Annotated in this window: 22 protein-coding genes; 10 read left to right on the top strand and 12 right to left on the bottom strand. The window is 71.3% G+C overall.

The genetic code is table 11. From position 1 onward, the window contains the following. Position 1: 1 nt before the first annotated feature. Positions 2-616: a hypothetical protein gene (locus AC4IJH_RS01005; RefSeq protein WP_490849491.1), complete on the bottom strand. Its 615-nt coding sequence runs from the start codon at positions 614-616 to the stop codon at positions 2-4. Between the two features lie 261 nt (positions 617-877). Here AC4IJH_RS01005 and AC4IJH_RS01000 point away from each other — a divergent pair, with 261 nt between their 5' ends. The 5 genes from AC4IJH_RS01000 to AC4IJH_RS00980 all read left to right on the top strand — a co-directional run bounded on the left by AC4IJH_RS01000 (position 878) and on the right by AC4IJH_RS00980 (position 3,569). Beyond that, entirely contained in the window at positions 878-1,213 is a 336-nt protein-coding gene (locus AC4IJH_RS01000; protein ID WP_490849490.1) for a hypothetical protein, read from the top strand. A 68-nt stretch (positions 1,214-1,281) separates the two neighbouring features. Further along, a complete protein-coding gene (locus AC4IJH_RS00995; protein WP_490849489.1) occupies positions 1,282-1,851 on the top strand; it encodes a universal stress protein in 570 nt (189 codons plus the stop codon). Beyond that, positions 1,838-2,413, top strand: a complete 576-nt coding sequence (locus AC4IJH_RS00990) for an Rv1733c family protein (RefSeq protein ID WP_490849488.1) — start codon at positions 1,838-1,840, stop codon at positions 2,411-2,413. Before AC4IJH_RS00995 ends, AC4IJH_RS00990 begins: the two co-directional genes overlap by 14 nt. Before the next feature lie 112 nt (positions 2,414-2,525). Continuing rightward, a complete protein-coding gene (locus AC4IJH_RS00985; protein WP_490849487.1) occupies positions 2,526-2,951 on the top strand; it encodes an Hsp20/alpha crystallin family protein in 426 nt (141 codons plus the stop codon). A gap of 78 nt (positions 2,952-3,029) precedes the next feature. Beyond that, complete coding sequence (locus AC4IJH_RS00980) at positions 3,030-3,569, top strand: flavodoxin domain-containing protein (protein ID WP_490849486.1); 540 nt, start codon at positions 3,030-3,032, stop codon at positions 3,567-3,569. Between the two features lie 51 nt (positions 3,570-3,620). On the opposite strand, the gene AC4IJH_RS00975 is transcribed toward AC4IJH_RS00980, so the two are convergent. From AC4IJH_RS00975 to AC4IJH_RS00955, 5 genes are all read right to left on the bottom strand, one after another. After that, positions 3,621-4,406, bottom strand: a complete 786-nt coding sequence (locus AC4IJH_RS00975) for an NADH-quinone oxidoreductase subunit B family protein (protein ID WP_490849485.1) — start codon at positions 4,404-4,406, stop codon at positions 3,621-3,623. Between the two features lies 1 nt (position 4,407). Further along, a complete protein-coding gene (locus AC4IJH_RS00970) occupies positions 4,408-5,226 on the bottom strand; it encodes an FAD/NAD(P)-binding protein (protein ID WP_490849484.1) in 819 nt (272 codons plus the stop codon). Next, on the bottom strand, positions 5,223-5,681 hold the full coding sequence (locus AC4IJH_RS00965) for a cyclic nucleotide-binding domain-containing protein (RefSeq protein WP_490849483.1): 459 nt from the start codon (positions 5,679-5,681) through the stop codon (positions 5,223-5,225). Before AC4IJH_RS00965 ends, AC4IJH_RS00970 begins: the two co-directional genes overlap by 4 nt. Further along, positions 5,681-6,826 carry a 4Fe-4S dicluster domain-containing protein gene (locus AC4IJH_RS00960; RefSeq protein ID WP_490849482.1) on the bottom strand — a complete coding sequence of 382 codons (1,146 nt, stop codon included), beginning with the start codon at positions 6,824-6,826 and terminating at the stop codon, positions 5,681-5,683. Before AC4IJH_RS00960 ends, AC4IJH_RS00965 begins: the two co-directional genes overlap by 1 nt. Before the next feature lie 191 nt (positions 6,827-7,017). Beyond that, the gene (locus AC4IJH_RS00955; protein ID WP_490849481.1) at positions 7,018-7,509 is read right to left on the bottom strand and encodes a LysM peptidoglycan-binding domain-containing protein; all 492 of its coding nucleotides are present in this window, start codon (positions 7,507-7,509) and stop codon (positions 7,018-7,020) included. Positions 7,510-7,819: 310 nt separating this feature from the next. Between AC4IJH_RS00955 and acsA the strand changes: the two genes are divergently transcribed. Genes acsA through AC4IJH_RS00930 form a run of 5 tightly spaced genes read left to right on the top strand, consistent with a single transcriptional unit; the run spans position 7,820 to position 13,478 of the window. Then, positions 7,820-9,622: an acetate--CoA ligase gene (gene acsA, locus AC4IJH_RS00950; protein ID WP_490849480.1), complete on the top strand. Its 1,803-nt coding sequence runs from the start codon at positions 7,820-7,822 to the stop codon at positions 9,620-9,622. After that, positions 9,619-10,614 carry a pyruvate dehydrogenase (acetyl-transferring) E1 component subunit alpha gene (gene pdhA, locus AC4IJH_RS00945; protein WP_490849479.1) on the top strand — a complete coding sequence of 332 codons (996 nt, stop codon included), beginning with the start codon at positions 9,619-9,621 and terminating at the stop codon, positions 10,612-10,614. Before acsA ends, pdhA begins: the two co-directional genes overlap by 4 nt. Continuing rightward, a complete protein-coding gene (locus tag AC4IJH_RS00940; protein ID WP_490849478.1) occupies positions 10,611-11,612 on the top strand; it encodes an alpha-ketoacid dehydrogenase subunit beta in 1,002 nt (333 codons plus the stop codon). The genes pdhA and AC4IJH_RS00940 overlap by 4 nt, the downstream gene beginning before the upstream one ends. A gap of 1 nt (position 11,613) precedes the next feature. Further along, positions 11,614-13,236: a dihydrolipoamide acetyltransferase family protein gene (locus tag AC4IJH_RS00935; RefSeq protein WP_490849477.1), complete on the top strand. Its 1,623-nt coding sequence runs from the start codon at positions 11,614-11,616 to the stop codon at positions 13,234-13,236. After that, positions 13,233-13,478, top strand: coding sequence for an acyl carrier protein (locus AC4IJH_RS00930; RefSeq protein WP_490849476.1), 246 nt, complete (start codon positions 13,233-13,235; stop codon positions 13,476-13,478). Before AC4IJH_RS00935 ends, AC4IJH_RS00930 begins: the two co-directional genes overlap by 4 nt. A gap of 17 nt (positions 13,479-13,495) precedes the next feature. Here AC4IJH_RS00930 and AC4IJH_RS00925 read toward each other — a convergent pair whose 3' ends face one another. From AC4IJH_RS00925 to AC4IJH_RS00900, 6 genes are read right to left on the bottom strand one after another with little or no spacing between them, the layout of a single operon-like run. Continuing rightward, positions 13,496-15,919 carry a tetratricopeptide repeat protein gene (locus AC4IJH_RS00925; protein ID WP_490849475.1) on the bottom strand — a complete coding sequence of 808 codons (2,424 nt, stop codon included), beginning with the start codon at positions 15,917-15,919 and terminating at the stop codon, positions 13,496-13,498. A gap of 15 nt (positions 15,920-15,934) precedes the next feature. Further along, a complete protein-coding gene (locus AC4IJH_RS00920) occupies positions 15,935-17,122 on the bottom strand; it encodes an ABC transporter permease (RefSeq protein ID WP_490849474.1) in 1,188 nt (395 codons plus the stop codon). Next, positions 17,119-18,300 carry an ABC transporter permease gene (locus AC4IJH_RS00915; protein ID WP_490849473.1) on the bottom strand — a complete coding sequence of 394 codons (1,182 nt, stop codon included), beginning with the start codon at positions 18,298-18,300 and terminating at the stop codon, positions 17,119-17,121. Before AC4IJH_RS00915 ends, AC4IJH_RS00920 begins: the two co-directional genes overlap by 4 nt. Before the next feature lie 6 nt (positions 18,301-18,306). Next, positions 18,307-19,317: an ABC transporter ATP-binding protein gene (locus AC4IJH_RS00910; protein ID WP_490849472.1), complete on the bottom strand. Its 1,011-nt coding sequence runs from the start codon at positions 19,315-19,317 to the stop codon at positions 18,307-18,309. Positions 19,318-19,347: 30 nt separating this feature from the next. Further along, on the bottom strand, positions 19,348-19,734 hold the full coding sequence (locus AC4IJH_RS00905; RefSeq protein WP_490849471.1) for a hypothetical protein: 387 nt from the start codon (positions 19,732-19,734) through the stop codon (positions 19,348-19,350). Continuing rightward, positions 19,731-20,363, bottom strand: a complete 633-nt coding sequence (locus AC4IJH_RS00900; protein ID WP_490849470.1) for a DUF4389 domain-containing protein — start codon at positions 20,361-20,363, stop codon at positions 19,731-19,733. Before AC4IJH_RS00900 ends, AC4IJH_RS00905 begins: the two co-directional genes overlap by 4 nt. Between the last annotated feature and the right edge of the window lie 34 nt (positions 20,364-20,397).

Raw genomic sequence — 20,397 nt, 5'->3', positions numbered from 1 at the left:
CTCACGCTTCGGCGCCGACGCGGGTGCGCAGATTGCGGAACTGGCGGGCCTGCATGACGAGGTGGACCGGTTCCCACAGCAGCAGGTCCAGCGGCCGCGTGAGCAGCAGCGGGTGGCCCCGGCCGCGCGTACGGACCACAAGGCGCGTCCTGTCGCCGGGAACCTGCCGGAGGTGGAAGCCCCAGACGCCGTCGAAGTACGCTCCGGAGAGCGGCCCGTACCGTATGTCGAAGGGGTGGCCGGACGGCAGTTCCACGTCCATGCGCAGCACCAGCGTCCGGTCCGGTACGAGGGCGGCGACGGTGAACCAGAAGTCGCCGCTGGGCACCGCGAGGACGCGGGATCCCTCCTTGAGGTCCTGCCACTCGGCGGCGATGCGGTCCGCGCTCGGCCGCCCGCCGTTGTCCAGCCGGTCCCAGCTGTACCAGCCCGCGCGGCCGCAGCCCATCTGCACCAGCCAGGGCCAGACCTTCTCAGGCGGCGCCGGAAGGGTCGTGGCCATAGTGGACGGCCCGGGGGCGTCGGGGACCAGATCGTCGCCGGGGTAGGTGAGGGCGGCCTCCTCCCGAGTTGCTCCCCAGGTCAGCAGCTTTGGCCGAATGGTCAGGCCGTACAAGGCTGTTGCAACGGCAGCTGTGCCCAGTGCGCGATGTCGGGTCATGGAGCAGCCTCCCTACATGCCGTCAGCCTCCTCCCACCGCGCCACTGCCGCCAGAGGCCGATCGCCGTAGTTGCGGTCCTGACGGCCCCTGCTCCGGGGCCACGCGGCCCCTGGCAGAGGCAGGGCGGGAGCGGACACGGTGATGAAAGGAAACCAGGACAGCGGCGACCGCCGCGTCGGCTCAGGAAGGTCAGCTCAGGAAGGACGGAAGGTCTCATGTACGCGTTCGGGTTGTTGGTGCTCCTCGGACTGGCCGTGCTGGTGGTGGCGCAGTTTTCCCACCGCTTCCTTGCGGCGGCCCAGGAGTTCTGGGCGTTCGCCCTCGTGGCGCTCGGCATGGGTGCCGCTTGGCTGGCGGACTTCGACCTCTTCGGAGCCTGGGGGCTCACGGTTCGCAATGACACGATCGGCATCACGCTGACGGGCTTCCTCATCGCGGGTGCCAGCTACTTCTGGCGCGAGGTGCTGCGCTTCTTCGCCGGGCTCACGCGCAAACTGACCGACGAGGCAGCCTCCTTGGAGAAGTCGCAACAGCTCCGCCGTGTCGCCTGACATGTCTGATCGGGCTGTCCGAGGGGACGGGAGAACGGTTCCCGCCCCCCTTGCGACCTCGCCCGGTCATGGAGGACCCGGAGGCAACAGTGACGCAATCGGCGTACGGAACCCTGGTCGTGGGGGTGGACGGCTCGGCCGGTTCGCTCGCCGCGCTGCGCTGGTCGGCTGCTCGGGCCCGGCTGCTGCGAGCGGAAGTGGTGGCAGTGCATGCCTGGTCGCCCACTGCTCCTTTGAGAGCACCGTACGCGTCGGTGGCCGGTTCGCCCACGGCGGTGCAGGACCGCCGCCGGGCGGCCCGGATCCTGGACGAGTCGGTGGCCCGTCTGCGCGAAGCGGTTCCCGGGGCGCAGATCCGCGAAGTTCTCGCCGAAGGCCCTCCGGCCTCTGTGCTGTTGCGGCACGCGCGCGGCGCGATGCTGCTGGCTCTGGGCCGCAGGGAGCACGGCGACGCCGGACAGCCCGTACTGGGGCCGGTTGCCCGTGAGTGCCTGCGCCACGCGCACTGTCCTGTGGTCACCGTCCCCCTCAGCATGGTCCTTCTTCCACGCCACGCTCCGAGGGCGGCGCGCATAACGAGTTGCACAGGGCAGGCCCGCCCAGTGAACGGAGGGAGGCTGATCCATGCGGGCGAATAAGCGGTTGTGGCGATGGCGGCGCAACCCGCTCAAGCGCCGCTGCGATGTCGTGGAGGCGTGGATCGTGCTGGTGACGGCACTGCTGATGCTGGTCGGCGGACCGACCGTCGCGGTCATGGCGGGCCAGGCGGTCCATGATGCCTTCCAGGAGCAGCGTCAGGACCGGCGGCGTGCTTCTGCTGTGCTGGCCGAGGATGCTCCCGACCGCGCACCGGTGGCCTCGGACAGGGGCGTTGACGATCGGGGGAGCGTCACGGTGCGGTGGACGGACCGCAGCGGGTCGGTCCATACGGGGCAGGCACGGGTGGAGCCGGGGCGTGCGGCAGGAACGCGGATCACCGTCTGGACCGACGGGCACGGCCGGCTGGTTCCGCCACCTCCCGGCCCGTCCGAGAGCGTGTTCCAGGCAGCCATGGTCGGCGTCGTCGTGGCAGGCGGTTTCTGCTCGCTGGTTCTGCTCGGCCGTCGTGCCCTGTGCGTGCCGCTGGACCGTCACCGCGCGAAGCAGTGGGGCCGTGAATGGAGCAAGGTCGGCCCGCGCTGGCGGCACCGGCGCACCTGACCCGGGCCGTACGGCCGTTCCCGGGAGCCGGTAGGCCCCTGGCCTGGGGGCGTTCGGCGAGAGAAGGCTGAAGGCGGGCGGGAAGCGCCCCCGGGGACTACGGGAGGACGCGATGAGCCGGATCACCGAACGGTGGCTGAGGTGGCCGCCATCCCTGCTCCATCTGGTGGAGTGGAGCAGGCCCGGCCTTCCCCGGTGGCGCAGCGCACCCGGACTGCACGACATCCGCATCGAGGAGCACACCGCCGATGGCGCATACGTGCTGCGAGCCGAACTGCCGGGTGTCGACCCGGACAAGGACCTGGAGGTCAGCGTCATGGACGGCACGCTCACGCTGTGTGCTGACCGTCGTTCCGGCCGCGCTGAGCAGGCACCAGAACATTCGCACTCGGAGTTCCGCTACGGGGCCTTCGCCCGCGCCGTCCGCCTGCCTGCCGGCGCACGCGCCGAAGGCGCGAGCGCGGAGTACGGGCGCGGTGTGCTGACGGTCACGGTTCCCCTGCCGCGAACGGGAACGATCACAGCGAGCCGCGGATAACGCAGAGGGCGCGCGGGCCTGCCCACGCTCCCCGACCGCCCCAGGTTCGGGCAGTGCGGCCAGTGAGGAGATGACGACATGGTGGTTCTGGTGGGATATGCGAGCGAGCACGGCTCCACCCATGGCATAGCGGAGCACATCGCGGCCGTCCTTCGGGAACGCGGACACGAGGTCGTTCTGGGGCAGCTGGACGGGAACCTGCATGCGGACGGCTATGACGCCTACGTGCTGGGCAGCGCCGTCCACGGCGGCGCGTGGCTTGAGGGGGCGATCGAATTCGCCGACACCCATCGCGGCACGCTGGCCGGCCGACCGGTGTGGATCTTCAGCGTGGGCCTGGCGCGTGTGGTGGGCGGGTGGTTCGAACGGCACGCACCGGAGGCGAAGGGACTGGTGGCCGTCCAGGAGATGGTCCGCCCCCGGGACCACTTCCTGTTCGCCGGCGCCCTGGAGCGGGATCATCTGCCGCCGCTCGGACGCCTCATCTACCGAGCCATGGGCGGTCGCTACGGTGACTTCCGCAACTGGGAAGAGATCGAGACCCGTGCACGGAGCATCGCCCGGCAGCTGACCGAGAGGGATAGGCGGCGCGGCGGTGCAGCAGACGCGCCGTGGTGACCTGGCCCTCGGCATCGCCGTACACCCGGTATCGAGTTCCGCCTCGATGCGTCACGGACCTTCCACGGCAGTCTTCGCGAAGGCCGCGACATTGAAAGTCCCCAGGAGGCGTTCGACGTCGCCGTCGTCCATGCCGTCACGGCGCAGGAGAGGGATCAGTGCGGGCAGGTTCGCGGAGCCGGACGGGCCGAAGCAGCCGTAGCAGCCGCGGCCGTATGCCGGGCAGATCGCGCCGCAGCCGGCATGGGTGACCGGGCCCAGGCACGGTGTGCCGTGCGCGACGGTGACGCACACGGTGCCGCGCCGTTTGCAGGCGAAGCAGACGCTGTGATTCGGGATGTCCGGCTTGCGCCCGGAGAGGTAGGCGGTGATGACCTCCATGAGCTGGCGGCGGTCGATGGGGCAGCCGCGCAGCTCGAAGTCGACCGGCACATGGGCGGAGATCGGCGTGGAGGTGGCGAGGGTGTCGATGTAGTCGGGGCGGGCGTACACGGTGGCCCGGAACTCTTCGACGTCGGCGAAGTTGCGCAGTGCCTGGATGCCGCCCGCGGTGGCACAGGCGCCGATGGTGACCAGATGGCGGGACTCGGCGCGGATGCGGCGGATGCGTTCGGCGTCGTCGGCCGTGGTGATGGAGCCTTCGACGAGCGAGAGGTCGTACGGGCCGGGCCGCACCGCGCTGGACGCCTCCAGGAAGTGCGCGATCTCCACCTGGTCGGCGAGGGCGAGGAGTTCGTCCTCGCAGTCCAGCAGGGTGAGCTGGCAGCCGTCGCAGGAGGCGAATTTGAACACGGCCAGCGAGGGAAGAGCCTTCCGGCTGTTGTGGTCCTCGGTCATGTCACAACTCCCTTACGCCGAGAAGGGGTTCGGCACGGCCCCATTCGATGACCGGCCCGTCGCGGCACAGCAGTACCGGGCCGAGCTGGCAGTGGCCGCAATGGCCGGTCGCGCAGCGCATATTGCGTTCGAGGGAGACCCTGATGCGGTGCGCGGGCAGGCCGAGGTGCAGCAGCTCACGGGCGATGGCCCGAATCATCACCTCGGGACCGCAGATGAAGGCGGTGGTGTCCGGCGGGTGGAACCGGGCACGGCCGAGGAGCGTGGTGACGACACCGACGTGCCCGCACCAGTGAGCGTCGGGCCGGTCGACCGTGACCGCCGTATGTGCTCGCTCCGTATACGCTTCCGCCCAGCGCCGCAGCTGTGCGCGGTAGAGGATGTCGCCGGGGGTACGGGCACCCACGAGCACGTTCAGGTGCCCGAAGGCAGGCGGTTCGGCGAGCGCGGCGAGGACCAGTGGCCGCAGGGGCGCCAAACCGATGCCCCCGGCGATGACCAGCAGATCGCGTCCCGCCGACTCCGGCAGCTCCCAGCCCGTACCGAACGGTCCGCGCAGCCCGGCCTGCGCTCCGGGCCGCAGTCGGCACAGTGCACCGGACACCGCGCCGACATCGCGCACCGTGTGGGTCAGGCGGTGTCCGGAAATCTCCGAGACCGACACCGGGATCTCCCCGGCACCGAAGGCGTAGACCATCGCGAACTGGCCGGGGGCGAAGGGCGGCAGAGTCCGGTCGACCGGCTCCAGCTCGATCGTGACCGTATCGACGGTCTCCTTCTGGCGGCGCACCACGCGGTACGGAACCGGGGCGCCGCTCATCGCTCGGACTCGCTGCCGTAGGGCCCGTACAGGTCCAGCAGCCGGGTCCTGGCGGCCTTCAGCCGGTGCGCGATGACGCCCGCGACGAAGACGGCCAGTGTCCGGCCGAGCACCGGGTCCTCCTCGCACAGCGCGCGGACCGCCGTGGCGTCGAACTCCCAGGCCCGTACGGCGCTCGTGGCCTGGGCGCCCAGGTGCCACCGGTACGGCGGGAACAGCCAGGACCAGCCGAGCAGTTCACCGCTTCCCAGCGTCTCCACGGTGGGCGCGTGGCGGCCCGGGACATGCAGGTCCAGGGCGATTCCTCCGGTACGGATGACCCAGAAGTGGTCGGCCCGGCCGCCCTCCTCGAAGATCCGGGAACCTGCCGGGAAGGTCACCTCGTGCGCGAAGCGGAGGAGTTGGCCGCGGTGGTAGGCCGACATCGTGGCGAACATGCCGTCCTTGGTGATCATTACTGAGCTCCGCTCTTTCCCGTGGCCTCGGCGTGCAGCGCGGCGGCCTCCTCGGTGATGTCGATGCCGACCGGGCACCAGGCGATGCAGCGCCCGCAGCCGACACAGCCCGACGAGCCGAACTGGTCGTGCCAGGTGCCGAGTTTGTGGGTGAGCCACTGCCGGTAGCGGCTGCGCGACGAAGCCCGTACGGGCCCACCGTGCAGATAGCTGAAGTCCAGGTCGAAGCAGGAGTCCCAGCGCTGCCACCGCTCGGCGTGGTCACCGGTGAGGTCGGTGACGTCCTCGGTGGTGGTGCAGAAGCACGTGGGGCACACCATGGTGCAGTTGCCGCAGGTCAGGCAACGGGCGGCGACATCGTCCCAGCGCGACGCGTCCAACGAAGCGCCCATCAGGGCCTGCAGGCTCACCGGCGGCATGGACCGGCCCATCCGGTCGGCCGCGGCCGTCACGCTCTCCCGGGCGGTGGTCGTGACGGTGGCGTCCGCGGGCCGGTGCGGCACCCGGACGAGCAGCTCCGCACCGTGCGCACTGCCCGCGCGGGTCAGGAACCGGTGCCCGGCCTTGTCCACGACCTCGGTCAGCGCCAGGTCGTATCCGGCGTCCACGGCCGGGCCGGTACCCATGGAGACACAGAAACAGGTGGCCCCTGGCTCGGTGCACTCCGCGGCTATCAGGAACGCCCCCCTCCGGCGTTCCCGATAGCCGTTGTCCTCGAACCGGCCGCCGGTCAGCACCCGGTCCTGGATCGCGATGGCCCGCAGATCGCACGGCCGCACCCCGAGGAAGGCGTACGCGGGCTGCCGTGTCCCCTCCTCGCGTACGGTCAACTCGCCGTCCGGGCCCCGGTCCGCGCTCCACTGCTTCTCCCGTTCGGGATGCAGATACGTCTTCCAGGACTGCGGTCCCGCACTGTGCGCGAAGGCCGCCCCGTCCTCGCGGTGCCGCAGCCGGTACCGGCCGGCCTCCAGCTCCACGCCCCACCCGTACGGCAGCTGGTGCGCGGAGTCGAGTTCGGCGAGCACGATGGCCCCGTCACGGGCCGTGGGGCCGATCACGGTACGGCCACACGCCCTCAGCTCCCGGACCAGCGCATCGAGCCCGTCCCTGTCGAGCACGACCGGGGTGTCGTCGTAGTCCGCCATTGCTCCTCCTGGGACGCCTCCCGGGCTGTCTCGCCATCGTCCGTACATGCCTGCGGCCGGGGACAGGGGCCGAGCGGCCCCTGTCCCCGGCCGTCCTGCACGGTCGCGGGCCCCGCGCGTCCGCCGATTCACCGCCGCCGCACAGAGCCGTCACGGCACTGGTCCAGCGTCCGTTCAAGAACGGCCGACGGTCAGGAACCAATGGGGACGCGCAGGATCTGACCGGGGACGATCTTGTCCGGGTCGGTGATCTGGTCCGGATTGGCCCGTACGATCCGCTGGTACAGCGAGGCGTCCCCATAGTGGGACTTGGCGATGGAGGACAGGGTGTCGCCCTTCACCACCTTGTGCTCGCGGTAGCCGTAGTAGTTGGGAACGATGCGCGGACCGTAGATGACCGGAATGGTCACGATGTTGATCTCGCTGCCGTCCTTGGGGCTCTTCTCGAAGACCTGGACGAGCAGCCGGTCGAGTTTGAAAGCCGCGCGTCCGACATCGGCCTTGAGCTGGAACTGTCCGTGCTCGCCGGCCCCGCCCCCAACGGTGAAGTGACCGCTGACTTCGTCGTGACCGTCACCGATGCGGTACTGCAGCGTGGCCTCGTGGCCGGTGCCGATACCGCCCACCAGGACCGGGTTGCCGACCAGGTCGAGTGTGCGCGGCTGGTCGATGCGGTTGGTCATAAAACCTCCTGAGCCAGAAGGGATGTGACGTTCCCCCTCACTCAACACCGACCGCGCCAACGGTCAACCGCGACTGTCGGCCACGACGGACGGGGCACAGCCGGGCACGGTCCACGGCAGCCGGGCGGGACCACTCCACCGTTCCGGCACGAATCGGAGCCGTTCCGAGCAGGGGCCGTCCGGTCTCCGCAAAGGGGCACTCGGCCCCTGCCCGCCCCCTGCGGTCGGCGCGATGCTCGACTCGTACACGACGTGCGCCGTACATGCCGTACGCGCGGCTTCCGCACCGCCCGCGAGGGGGAGAGCCGAGATGCCGACAGAGCTCATCCGCAAGACGGGGCGGCCGCGGGTTGTCCCCAACGTGGTCGACTACGAGCAGACCTGCGCGGACTTCGCGTGGTGGAAGGCACGGACCCGGCTCGCGGAGCTGCCCGGCGGCAAAGGGCTCAACATCGCATACGAGGCGGTGGACCGCCACGTCGCCGAGGGGCACGGGGACCGGGTCGCACTGCGCTGCATTGGCCGGGACGACGCGGTCAGGACCGTGACCTACAGGGAACTGGCCGCCCACAGCAATCGGTTCGCGGGCGCGCTGCGGCACCTGGGCATCGGTGCGGGCGAGCGGGTCTTCACGCTCCTCGGCCGCTGTCCGGAGCTGTACGTCACCGTGCTGGGCACCTTGAAGAACACCAGCGTGCTGTGTCCGCTGTTCTCCGCCTTCGGCCCGGACCCGGTGCGCCAGCGGCTGCGGCTGGGCGACGCCCGGGTGCTGGTGACGACCGAGGCGCTGTACGTACGCAAGGTCGCCGACCGTCGCGACGAGCTGCCGGAGCTGAAGCATGTGGTGATCGTCGGGCCCCGCGGCCGTGAACTGCCCGGCACCCTCGGGTTCGAGGAGCTGGTGGGCGCACAGGGCGAGGAATTCGAGATCCCGCCCACGGGGGCGGAGACCATGGCGCTGCTGCACTTCACCAGCGGCACCACGTCCACGCCCAAGGGGGCGGTGCACGTGCACGGGGCCGTGGCCGCCCACCGTGTCACCGCCCAATACGCCCTGGACCTGCACCCGGACGATGTCTACTGGTGCACGGCCGACCCCGGCTGGGTCACCGGCATGTCGTACGGGATCATCGCGCCGCTCACCCTGGGCGCGACGGTGGTGGTGGACGAGGGCGAGTACGACGCGCGGCGCTGGTACCGCATCCTGGCCGAGCAGCGCGTCGGCGTCTGGTACACCGCGCCCACCGCGATCCGGATGTTGATGCGGGCCACGCCCCGTGGCGGCCCGTACGACCTGCCGCGCTCCTACGACCTGTCGGCGCTGCGGTTCATCGCCTCGGTCGGTGAGCCGCTGAACCCGGAGGCGGTGCGGTGGGGGCAGGAGGTGCTGGGGCTGCCGGTCCACGACAACTGGTGGCAGACGGAGACCGGTTGCATCGTCATCGCCAACCTCGCCGCCTGCGACATCCGGCCCGGCTCGATGGGGCGGGTGCTGCCGGGTATGGAGGCCGCGGTCCTGGCGCGGGGCGAGGACGGACGGGCCGAGGTGTCCGACGGCACGGTGACCGTACTCGAATCGCCCGGCAGTGAGGGTGAGTTGGCGCTGCGTCCGGGCTGGCCTTCGATGTTCCGCGGCTATCTGCACGACGAGAAGCGCTACAGCGCCGCCTTCGCCGACGGCTGGTATCTGACCGGGGACGTGGTGCGCCGGGACGCGGACGGCTACTTCTGGTTCGTGGGGCGCGCGGACGACGTCATCAAGTGCGCTGGGCACCTCATCGGACCGTTCGAGGTGGAGAGCGCCCTGATGGAACACCCCGCCGTCGCCGAGGCGGGAGTCATCGGAAGGCCGGACGAGGTCGCCGGGAACATCATCAAGGCGTTCGTGTCCCTCAAGCCGGGGTTCGAGGCCGGCCCGGCACTGGAGCGCGACCTCCTGGCCTTCTCCCGGCGCCGCTTGGGCCCGGCCGTCGCCCCGCGCGAGATCGCCTTCGACCAGCAGTTGCCCAAGACCCGCAGCGGAAAGGTGATGCGGCGGCTGCTCCGGGCCCGCGAACTCGGCCTGCCGCAGGGAGACACCTCGACACTGGAGAGGCTGGAGGGACCGGCATGAGCACCGCACACGCCCTCACCCCCGAGGGCAAGCACCGTCTGGAGCTGCTGCACCAGATGCTGCGCATCCGCCGCTTCGAGGAGCGCTGCGTCCAGCTCTACAGCGCCTCGCGCATCCGCGGCTTCGTGCACCTGTACATCGGTGAGGAAGCGGTGGCCGTCGGCGTTGCCCAGGCTCTGGTGGAGGACGACGCCGTGGTGTCGACCTATCGCGAGCACGGGCACGCGCTGGCCCGGGGCGTGCCCGCCGATGCCGTGATGGCGGAGATGTTCGGCAGGGTCACCGGGTGCAGCCGGGGGCGCGGCGGCTCCATGCACATGTTCGACGCCAAGCGGCGCTTCTACGGCGGCAACGCCATCGTCGGCGGCGGGCTGCCGCTGGCCGCCGGGCTCGCGCTGGCCGACCGTATGCGCGGGCAGCCACGGGTGACGTGCTGCTTCTTCGGCGACGGCGCGATGGCCGAGGGGGAATTCCACGAGACCGCCAACCTCGCCGCCCTGTGGGGGCTGCCGCTCTTGCTCGTCTGCGAGAACAACCAGTACGCGATGGGCACGTCGCTGGCGAAGGAGCACGCGAGCACGGATCTCGCACTACGCGCCGCCTCGTACGGCATGGTCGCCTGGGCGGTGGACGGCATGGACGTGCTCGCCGTCGAACGCGCCGCGCGCCGGGCGGTGGAAGGCATCCGCGCGGGCAGCGGCCCGCACTTCCTGGAACTGCGCACCTACCGCTTCCGTGCCCACTCCATGTACGACCCGGACCGCTACCGCGACAAGAGTGAGATCAAGCACTGGCAGCAGCGCGATCCCGTCGAGGCACTCGCCGCACGGCTGCGGGCGGACGGCGCACTGGAGGAGAAGACGTCGGCCGAGATGGACCGCCGGGCCGTGGCGGAGGTGGACGCGGCCGTGGCTGCGGCGGAGAACGCCCCGGTGGAGCCCGTCGAAGACCTGCTGTGCTTCGTCACCAGCCAACCCGGGGAGGGGACATGACCGCCATGCCCGTCGGACACGCCACGGCGACGACGACGTACCGGGAGGCGCTGCGCGAGGCGATGCGCGAGGCGATGCGGACCGACGAGCGGGTCTTCCTGATGGGCGAGGACGTGGGCTCCTACGGCGGCGCCTTCGGCGTCAGCCTCGGCCTGCTGGAGGAGTTCGGGCCCGAGCGGATCCGCGACACCCCGCTGTCCGAGTCGGCCTTCGTCGGCGCCGGGATCGGTGCCGCACTGGCCGGGCTGCGGCCCATTGTCGAGATCATGACGGTCAACTTCAGCCTGCTTGCCCTCGACCAGATCCTCAACAACGCGGCCACCCTGCTGCACATGTCGGGCGGTCAGTTCGCGGTACCGCTGGTGATCCGTATGACCACCGGAGCGGGGCGCCAGCTCGCCGCCCAGCACTCGCACAGCCTGGAGGGCTGGTACGCGCACATCCCCGGCCTGCGGGTGCTCGCGCCCGCGACCGTCGAGGACGCCCGGCACATGCTCGCCCCCGCGCTCGCCGACCCCGATCCGGTCCTGATCTTCGAGCACGGCTCCCTCTACAACGCCCAGGGCCAACTCCCTTCCCCTGACGGGCCGGTGAGCCTGGACCGGGCCGCCCTGCGGCGCGAAGGCGCGGACGTCTCGCTGATCACGTACGGCGGCTCACTGCCCAAGGCACTGGAAGCCGCCGAACAGCTGGCATCCGACGGGATCGGCGCACAGGTGCTCGACCTGCGCACCCTGCGGCCCCTGGACGATGAAGCCATCGCGCGGGCCGTGGCCGCCACACACCGCGTTGTGGTCATCGACGAGGCATGGCGCACCGGCAGCCTGGCCGCCGAGGTGTCCGCCCGTATCACCGAGCGCTCCTTCTACGAGCTGGACGCACCGGTCGAGCGGGTGTGCAGCGCCGAGGTCCCCATTCCGTACGCACGACAGCTGGAGCAGGCGGCGCTGCCGCAGGTCGCGGACATCGTCGCCGCGGCACGCAGGGCGGTGGGCTGAGATGGGCGAGTTCACGATGCCCTCACTCGGCGCCGACATGGACGCGGGTGTGCTCCAGGAGTGGCTGGTGGGGCCGGGGGACGCGGTGCGCAAGGGCGATCCGGTGGCCGTTGTCGAGACGGCGAAGTCGACGATCGAGGTGGAGTGCTTCGAGACCGGCACGGTCGAGCGGCTGATCGTGGAGCCCGGGACGACCGTGCCCGTCGGGACACCGCTCGCCGTGATCGCGGGCGAACCTGCGATGACGGCCGAACCGGTCGTCACCACTGGGCCGGCGGAGTCCGTACCACCCGCGGCGGGCCGGCCCGCTGCGCCGGCACCCAGCGGCGCGCCTGCTGCGGACGCCACTCTCGCGCCGGTCGCGCGGGACGTGCGGGACGTGCGGTCACCTTTGGTGCGCCGCCTGGCGAAGGCCGGCGGCGTGGATCTCACGACGCTGCACGGCTCCGGCCGCGGCGGCGTGATCACTCGCGCCGATGTGGAGCGGGCGGCCGGTGCCGCCGCACCGACGGCGACCCCGGCGGCCCGGCGACTGGCCGCCGAACTGGGCGTGGACCTGTCCCGGGTCACGGGCCGGGGCAGCCGGGGCACCATCCGGGTGGCGGAGGTCCGCAAGGCGGCGGCAGCGCTCGCCGCCGTGGTGCCCGGCGGACGGACGGAGCCGCCGGCCGCCGGGCCGGCCAGGCCACCGGCCGCTGCCCCGCCCCGGCCGCACGTTCGGCCCGGCGCCGCACGCATCCGCGCGACCCCGTTGGCCCGGCGCGTCGCCGCCGAGCTGGGCGTCGACCTGTCCACCGTGCCCGGTACGGGCGAGTGCGCAGCGGTGCGCGTCGCCGACGTACGGCTGGCCGCGGCGACGCCGCGCGGCACCGGGCTCGGCCCGAGCGCGCCACGGACACCCTCCGCGGCCGACAGCGCGGCAGGCCCCACGACCGTGCAACTGCCGGGAGCCGACGACCGGTCCACCGCCATGCGGCGGGCGATCGCCGACCTGATGAGCCGCTCCAAGCGGGAGATCCCGCACTACTACCTCTCCACCACCGTCGATCTGCACGCGGCCCTCACCTGGATGCGGGAGCACAACCGGCGCAGCCCGCTGCCCGAGCGGCTCATCCCGGGCGCGCTCCTGCTCAAGGCCGCGGCGGTGGCCGCCCGCCAGGTGCCGGAGCTGAACGGGTTCTGGACCGACGGCCGCTTCGTCCCCGGCTCCGGCGTCCACCTCGGCGTGGCCGTCGCGCTGCGCGGCGGCGGCCTGATCGCCCCCGCGCTGCACGACGCGGATACCCTCAAGCTGCCCGAACTCATGGCAGCGCTCAAGGACTTGGTGGCACGGACGCGCAAGGGACGGCTGCGCGGATCGGAGACGGCCGACCCCACCATCACCGTCACCAGCCTCGGCGACCAGGGCGTCGAAGCCGTCTTCGGCGTCATCTACCCACCGCAGGTCGCCCTGGTCGGCTTCGGCCGGGTGGTCGAGCGGCCGTGTGCGGTGGGCGGGCTGCTGGGCGTACGCCCTGTCGTCACCGCCACCCTGTCCGCCGACCACCGGGCCACCGACGGCGCCGTCGGCGCCCGCTACCTGGCGGCGGTGGACCACCTGCTGCAACGACCGGAGGAGCTATGAACCGCGCACAGGCCATGACCGTCGTCAAGGAGTCCCTCGCACAGGCCGTACCCGGCGCCGACATCGAAACCCTGGCGCCGGACGAGAAGTTCCGTGACGCGCTGGAGCTCGACTCCCTCGATTTCCTCAGCTTCGTGGAAGTGCTCGCCGAGCGCACCGGCTGCCGCATCGACGAGGACGACTACGCCGACCTGACGACCCTCGCCGACGGCGCGGAGCTGATCGCCGGACGGGTGCCGTAGCGGGTCGGCGAGCAGGATCAGGGCTGCTGTCCGTCGCCGCCCGCGGGATCGCACCGCAAACGGTCGCGTTCTTCTGCTACCTGATCGATGCGGGTTCGTCCGGTAGCCGGTGCGCGCTTGAGGTCCGCGAGCAGGTCGTCGTACTGCTGGGCGGCCTGCGCCACGGGACCGGTCTTCGCGGTGAGCGCCGCCAGCTTGTGGCGGCACTCGAAGACCAAGGAGTGGTCCGGGCCGAGCACGCGCGTGACGTCGGCGGCCAGTGCACGCAGCCGTGCGGCGGCCTCGGCCGTATGCCCGGCTTCGGCTGTCCACCGTGCCGCATCGAGGCGGGCGTCGAAGGTACGGGAGTTGTCGCGCCCGAGTACCCGTTCTGAGGAAGCTTCCACGGCTTGGGCCCTGCGCATCGCTTCGTCGGGCCGGCCTGATGCGCCGGTCAGGTCGACCAGGAAGTAGTGGGCCCGGATCGTCTTGGGGTGGTCTGCTCCGTAGAGTCGCTCGCAGTAGGCGACTCTGCTCGCCACGAGCGCGAGTCCGGCCGTCGGCTCCCCCGACTTCCCCAGCCAGTGGGCGAGGTTGAGCCGGGTGTCCACAGTGATCTTCGCGTGTTCTCCGAACAGCCGGGTGCAGTCCCGTTCCAGAACGCGCAGCAATCTGACGGCCGCTGCCGGATCCCCGCACTCGCCGGTCCACAGAGCGACTTCGAACCGGCTCGACAGCGACATCCCGTGCTCCTTGCCGAGGACCCGCTCGTGGGACTCCGCCGCCGAGCGGGCCAGCTGAAGCGCTTGTTGCGGGTCGCCGTTCTCACCGGTATGCCTGGCCCGCAGCACACGACTGGTCAGGCTCATGGGGTGATCCGGGCCGAGTATGCGCTCGGCGTCCTGTTCCACGGACCTGATGATGCGCAGCGCCTCGGCTTCGTCGCCTGCCATTCCCGTCACCCAGGCGAGTTCGGCCTTCATCTGCAGCAGTACGGCCGGATCCTGGTCCGAGCCGTCTGCCTGGACCACTCGGAGAGCCCGCCGCAGCACGCGCATGGCTTCCTGGTACCGGCACTCGATCGCGAAGGACTCGGCCAGGCCGACGGCAGCTGCGCGGACCCCGCCGTCGTAGGCCTTCTGGAAGGACGCGCGCGCATGAGGGGAATCGCCGCGTACCATCGCCGCCCAGCCGATGCCGTCGGCTTCCGGCGGGGTGGCCCGGCCGAGCAGCGCCTGCCAGAGAGGGTCCGGCACCGGTTCGGCTTCGGGGTCGCCGTCCACCGCATCCAGCAGGTAGTCGAACGCGAGGTAGCCGCCGGTCTCGTCGGGGATCAGCAGACTGGTGGTGGCGTGCAGGGGGCTGCTCGCCCACGCCAGGGCCTGGTCCCACGGCTCGGGGCGCAGCAGCTCGCCACCGGCCCGCCGCAGGTAAACGCCGTGCAGAGGCCGCAGGAGATCAACGGTGACCGGCTGTTGCCAGCCGGCGCGTCGGGCGTCCACCGCGACGGCGACCAGAGCTGCGCCGCGCGGGTGGCAGGCGGGCGCCCAGCCGTCACGCCACTCGGCGAGCAGCTGCGGTCCTGCCGCGAGGTACTCGGCGACACCGAACCGGTCGGCGTGCCGCAGGGCATCGGCCATCCGGTGATCGTCGGTGTACGGCCGGGCGCGTTCCAGTTCGCGCGGTGACCATCTGCGGTCCAGGTGAATCTCCGTGGCAAGGCCGAATACCGCCAGCGCCTCGCGGGCATCGTCTGCGGCCAGGCCCTCGCCCCGTACGGAACGCGCGCGCCAGCGGGCTCGTTCCTGGGACCGCATCGTGGCCAGGATGACCACATGGCCGCGTGCCGCAGCGGAGATCTTCGCCACCAGATGCGTCGTCAGCCCGCCCGGCCCCAAGTACCGTTCCAGATCGTCGAGCCACACCACACAGTCCCGGCAGCCTCTGGCCCCGCGTACGGCTGTCGGGACGTGCTGCAGGGACTCTCGGCTGACGGGCCGTAGCAGGGCATGGCGGGGAAGACACGAACGTGCCGCCTCGAACACCGCCCGGGTCTTTCCGGCGGTGGACTCCCCTGTCACCAGGACCAGGCCGCTACCGCGTACCGCCCGCTCCAGTTCCTCACTGCGGTCCCGCCGGACGAACAGCGGCAGGCCTGCGACCGGCCCCGTGGCGGCCGCGGGGTGCACTCCGACGACCAGGCCGTTGACGTCCCGTACCCGCTGCGGACGGCGGCCGCCGCCGGTGAACAGATCCGCGGCCGGCCGGTCCGACCGCGCCTCGTCCTTCTCCAGAGCCCGTGTCCCCCACGCCGTCACCACCGCGGTGAGCGCGCCCAGAACGGCCACCAGCGCGGTCGCGATCACAGCGGGCAGCGCCCCGGACAGGGCCGGGGCCACCGCCGCGAGCGCGGCCGCCGCCGCGACCAGCCACCACCCGCGCGCTCCTCGCCACCACCCCATACCGGCATGACACCCCTAGCGCGTGATCCCGCGATGCAGGAGCAGCACGGCGAGTGCGAGGAGCACTGCCGCGAAGCCGCCGAGCACCGCCAAATTCCCTGCGATGTCGGCTAGTTTGCCATCGTGGGACAGCAGCACGGTCCAGCTGTCGACGGCCCAGGCGTGCGGTATCGCGTGCCCGGCCGCGCGCAGCCAGGAGGGGACGACGGCCAGGGGCCACATGCAGCCGCCCAGCATGCCGAGGCCGATGCCGACGGCGGAACCGATGGCGCCTGCCTGCTCAGGTGTACGGAACAGCGAGCCGGAGAGCATGCCCGCACCCGTACCCACCAGCGCCCACACGGTCACCAGTGCCGCAGCCGCGGGCGGGTTGCCCCAGGAAACGCCGAAGAACAGGGCCCCGATGCCGACGATCAGCAGCGACTGGACCAGCGCCACGGCGGTATAGGCGAGGGTCTCGCCGAGGATCAGTGTGCCCGCACCGGCAGGCGAGGCCAGTGCGCGGGTGTAGACGCCCAGACGGCGCGTCTGAACGATCGCCGCGCCGAAGGCCAGGGAGTTGATGAAGACGAACAGGACCAGCATGGTCGGGGTGCTGTAGCTGTAGCCCAGCGGCAGGAACTGACTGCGCTCGCCCTCCGTGCCGGCCACGACGGCGACGGGCGCGGTGCGCTGCTCCACCGTACGGGCCACGGCGAGCCGTTCGTCGAAGTCACCGCCCGCCTGGACCGCCGCGAAGCGGGCCGCCTGGAGGGGGCCCGCGTGGCGGGAGACGACCGCCGAGACGGAGGAGACCGCCGCGTAGCCGCTGCCGCCCCGCGGTTCGACGAGTACGGGCACGGCGACTGGGCGGCCTCCGCGTACGGCTTGATCAAGACCTGCGGGGATCAGCACCACCGCGTCCAGCTCGGCCCGGCGCAGCGCGGTGCGCGCCGCCTGTTCGCTGTCGTAGCGATGGCTCTTCAGCGCGGGGTCGCCCTCGATCATCGAGGCCAACTCGGTTGTCACGGTGCCGGATCGGGGCGGTACGACGCCGATCCGGAAGCGGTCGAAGTCCGTCACGGTCGCGCCGATGACGATGATGACCGCGATCGGCAGGAGCAGGACGAAGAACAGCGCGGTGCGGTCGCGCAGCATCCGCGTCAGGCTGGCGCGAGCCACCGTGAAGGCAGGGGTGGAGGACGCGGGCGTCAGGGCTTTCATGCCGGCCTCCTCAGCCGCAGCAGCAGTACGGTCAGCGCGGCAGCGGCCAGTGAGAAGACGCCGATGCCCAGCAGCGGCGCGGCCACGGCCGGCCAGCCGCCCACGCCGGTGGCCAGATCCGTGAAGCCGCGCAGCGCCCACCCGTTGGGGGTGAACAGCGCCAGGCGGCGCAGCAGCGGCGGCCCGGCGGGACCGTAGACGAAGTTCCCGCCCGCCAACGCCAGTACGAAGACGACGACATAGGCGATGCCGTCGGCCTGGCGCTCGGTGCGGGCGAGCACGGTGACCAGGGCGGTCAGACAGACCACCGCCACTGCCATGGCGACGCCGAGCACCCCGACGGCGAGCGGGTCGGCCCATCGAGCGCCGAACGCCAGCCAGGAAACGACGGTGATCGTGATCAGGCAGGCCAGGCTGTAGACGAAGGTGGACAGGGACTTCCCGACGAGAATCGCCCCGCGGCCCACCGGAGCAGCCGCGATCCGGTCCAACGTGCCTTGCTGCTGTTCGGTGAAGTAGCCGCGGGCGCCGAAGCCCACCATGAACAGGACGAAGAAGATGCCCATGCCGGGGGCGAAGTAGCTGATGGCCTTGAGCGGGTCATCGGACAGGCCTTGGGCCCGCACCTGTTCCGGCAGGCGTAACTGTGCTGCCCGGGCGGCGAGTTCGGGGGTCCGGTCGGGCGGCACGCCTGCCGCCAGGGCCGTGTGGACCGACAGCCGGTCGGCGTTGACCTGGGCGACGTAGCCCTCGGAGACGGACCGGGTGATCAGGGCGGCGAGCGGCTGGTCGACGTGGTCCAGCACCGTCACCGGTGGCGGGCTGTCCTGAGTGCGAAGGGCGGCCGTGAAGCCGGACGGGACGATCACCGCCGCGTCCACCGCCCCGTCCTCCACCGCCGCCCCGGCCGACTGCCGGCTCGGATAGGTGCGCACGTCCACGGTGCCCGCCAGCTCGGGGCTCTTGAACGTCCGTACCAGGCCGGTGGCGGCCGGTCCGCGGTCCAGGTCGACGATCCCCACATCGGCGTGCAGGGACGTCCGGGTGAAAGCCATCGCCATCAGCCCGGAGACCAGCAGCGGGGCGAGCAGACACAGGACCAGCGCGGAGCGGTCGCGCAGCCGCTGCCGCAGGTCCTTGCGGGCGATCGCGAGCGGCGCCCCAAAGGGGATGGACACGGCGGTTCACTCCCTCAACGCGGTACCCGTCAGATGGAGGAAGACCGCTTCCAGGTCCGGTTCGACGATCTCCACACCGCGGATGTGGACAGAGTCGCGGCGGGCCAGGTCCAGCAGATCCGGCAGCAGGCTGCGGGCGTCCCGGACGACGGCCTGCACGGTGTCATGGTGCTCACCGGTCACGTCCGCCCCGTCCACCCGCGGCAGTTCGCGGCAGCGGGTGGCATAGCCGGTCAGCGCCGCCAGGTCGGCGGAGGCCGTCAGCAGGACGCGGTCGCGCCCGGCGACCCGTGCCACCAGTTCGCGTGCGGTGCCCTCGGCGATCAGGCGTCCGTGATCGATGATCCCTATCCGGTCGCAGAGCCGCTCGGCCTCCTCCATGTAGTGGGTGGTGTAGAGGACAGCCATGCCCTCGCGGCCGAAGCGGTGCACGCTCGACATGATCGCGTGGCGGCTCTGCGGGTCGACGCCGACCGTTGGTTCGTCCAGAATCAGCAGGGACGGTGAATGCACCAGTGCCGCGCCGATGTTGAGCCTGCGCCGCATGCCTCCCGACAGTGACTCCACGCGGTCGTCGGCGCGCGGGGCCAGGTCGATCAGGTCGAGAACCTCCGCGACCCGCCGCCGCAGCTCCCTCTTGGAGGGCCGGTACAGGCGGCCGAAGAACCGCAAGTTCTCACCGACCGTCAGATCGGGATAGAGCGCCACGTCCTGCGGCACGTATCCGAGCAGCCGCTTGGCGGACCCCGCCGCCGTACGGACATGGCGCCCGTCGACGTGGACGCTGCCGGCGTCGGGGCGCAGCAGCCCGCAGACCATCTTGATGAGGGTGGTCTTGCCGGCGCCGTTCGGGCCCAGCAGGCCGTACGTCTCTCCGGGGCCGATGGCCAGACTCACATCGTCGACGGCCATCCGCTCCCCGAAGCGCCGTACGAGATGGGCGCAGCGCAGCAAGGGACCACTATTCGGGGCCGCCCCCGGCTTGGGCGGCTGTGTCGGCTGTCTGTCGGTTACCATCCCTGCCCCTCCTCCGTGCCTCGGCATCGGTCAGTACAAAGACGCGGGCCACTGCAGGAGTACGGCCGCCACCACGGCTGCGTCCAGCAGCACGCCCAGGGACAGCCAGGGGTTGAACCAGCCGGCCTTGAGGACCAGGCCGCACAGCGCGGCGGTGAGGGCGGCCGTCTCCCACCAGGCGCTGCCGGCTGCCACCGCGGCGCCCGCGATGATGAACAGCAGGCCCGTGGCCACGGCCAGGAGTACGGACAGGGTCCGCATCGTCGCGCGGGGCACATAGGACGCCGAGAGCAGCCAGGAGTGAGCGGGGTCGAAAGGGCCGGGTTCATCGGGCTTTTGAGGTGTTGCCCAGACGGGCAGATGCACGAACCCGTGGACGACGAGGAACGCGACGGCCAGGACGGTGACCATGGTCATGCCTCCGGCTCGGTGCCGCCCTGGTCAAGGCGGAACGGCGGATAGACGTCCGTCAGCAGGCCCGCGTACGCGGTCACCCGCATCACCCAGCGGTCGAGACCGAGGGTGAGGGCGAACAGGCCTTTGGGGTAGCGGCCGGTGAACAGCAGCGCGACGGCGGCGAACAGCACCAGCACGCCGATCAGCCCGCCCCAGCGCCCGTCCCCGGAGGTGAAGAGCGCCACCAGGGCGTAGTGCGGCAGCGCCAGCAGCCACCACTTGACCAGCACCAGCCCGCGCGACAGATGTTCGGGGTACGCCACGTCGAAGTGCGCCGGATAGCGCGGCACATCGGCCAGGGTGAACGGCGGATAGCGGTCGGTGCCGAGCGCGCCGTAGGAGTAGTACACGACCCGCCAGGTCCAGCGCAGCACCCCGACGCTGAAGTCGAACAGCCCGCGCGGATAGCGGGTGGTGAACAGGATCGCGAAGAACGCCACCACACTGACCGCGAGGAAGGCCACCCACAGGAAGACCAGCACGATCCAGTGCGGGACGACCAGCAGCCACTTCACCAGCCACAGCCAGTGCGACAGCCGCGCGTCGGGCGTTGCTTCCAGGCGGACGGGGCTCAGCTTGCCACTGTTCATCTGCGGTGCCTCCTCTTGGAGAGGTGACCGGGAG

Source organism: Streptomyces sp. UF-297 (assembly GCF_058245575.1).
Note: the sequence above shows the minus strand (reverse complement) of the source record. Positions and strands in the feature narration are given on the sequence as shown.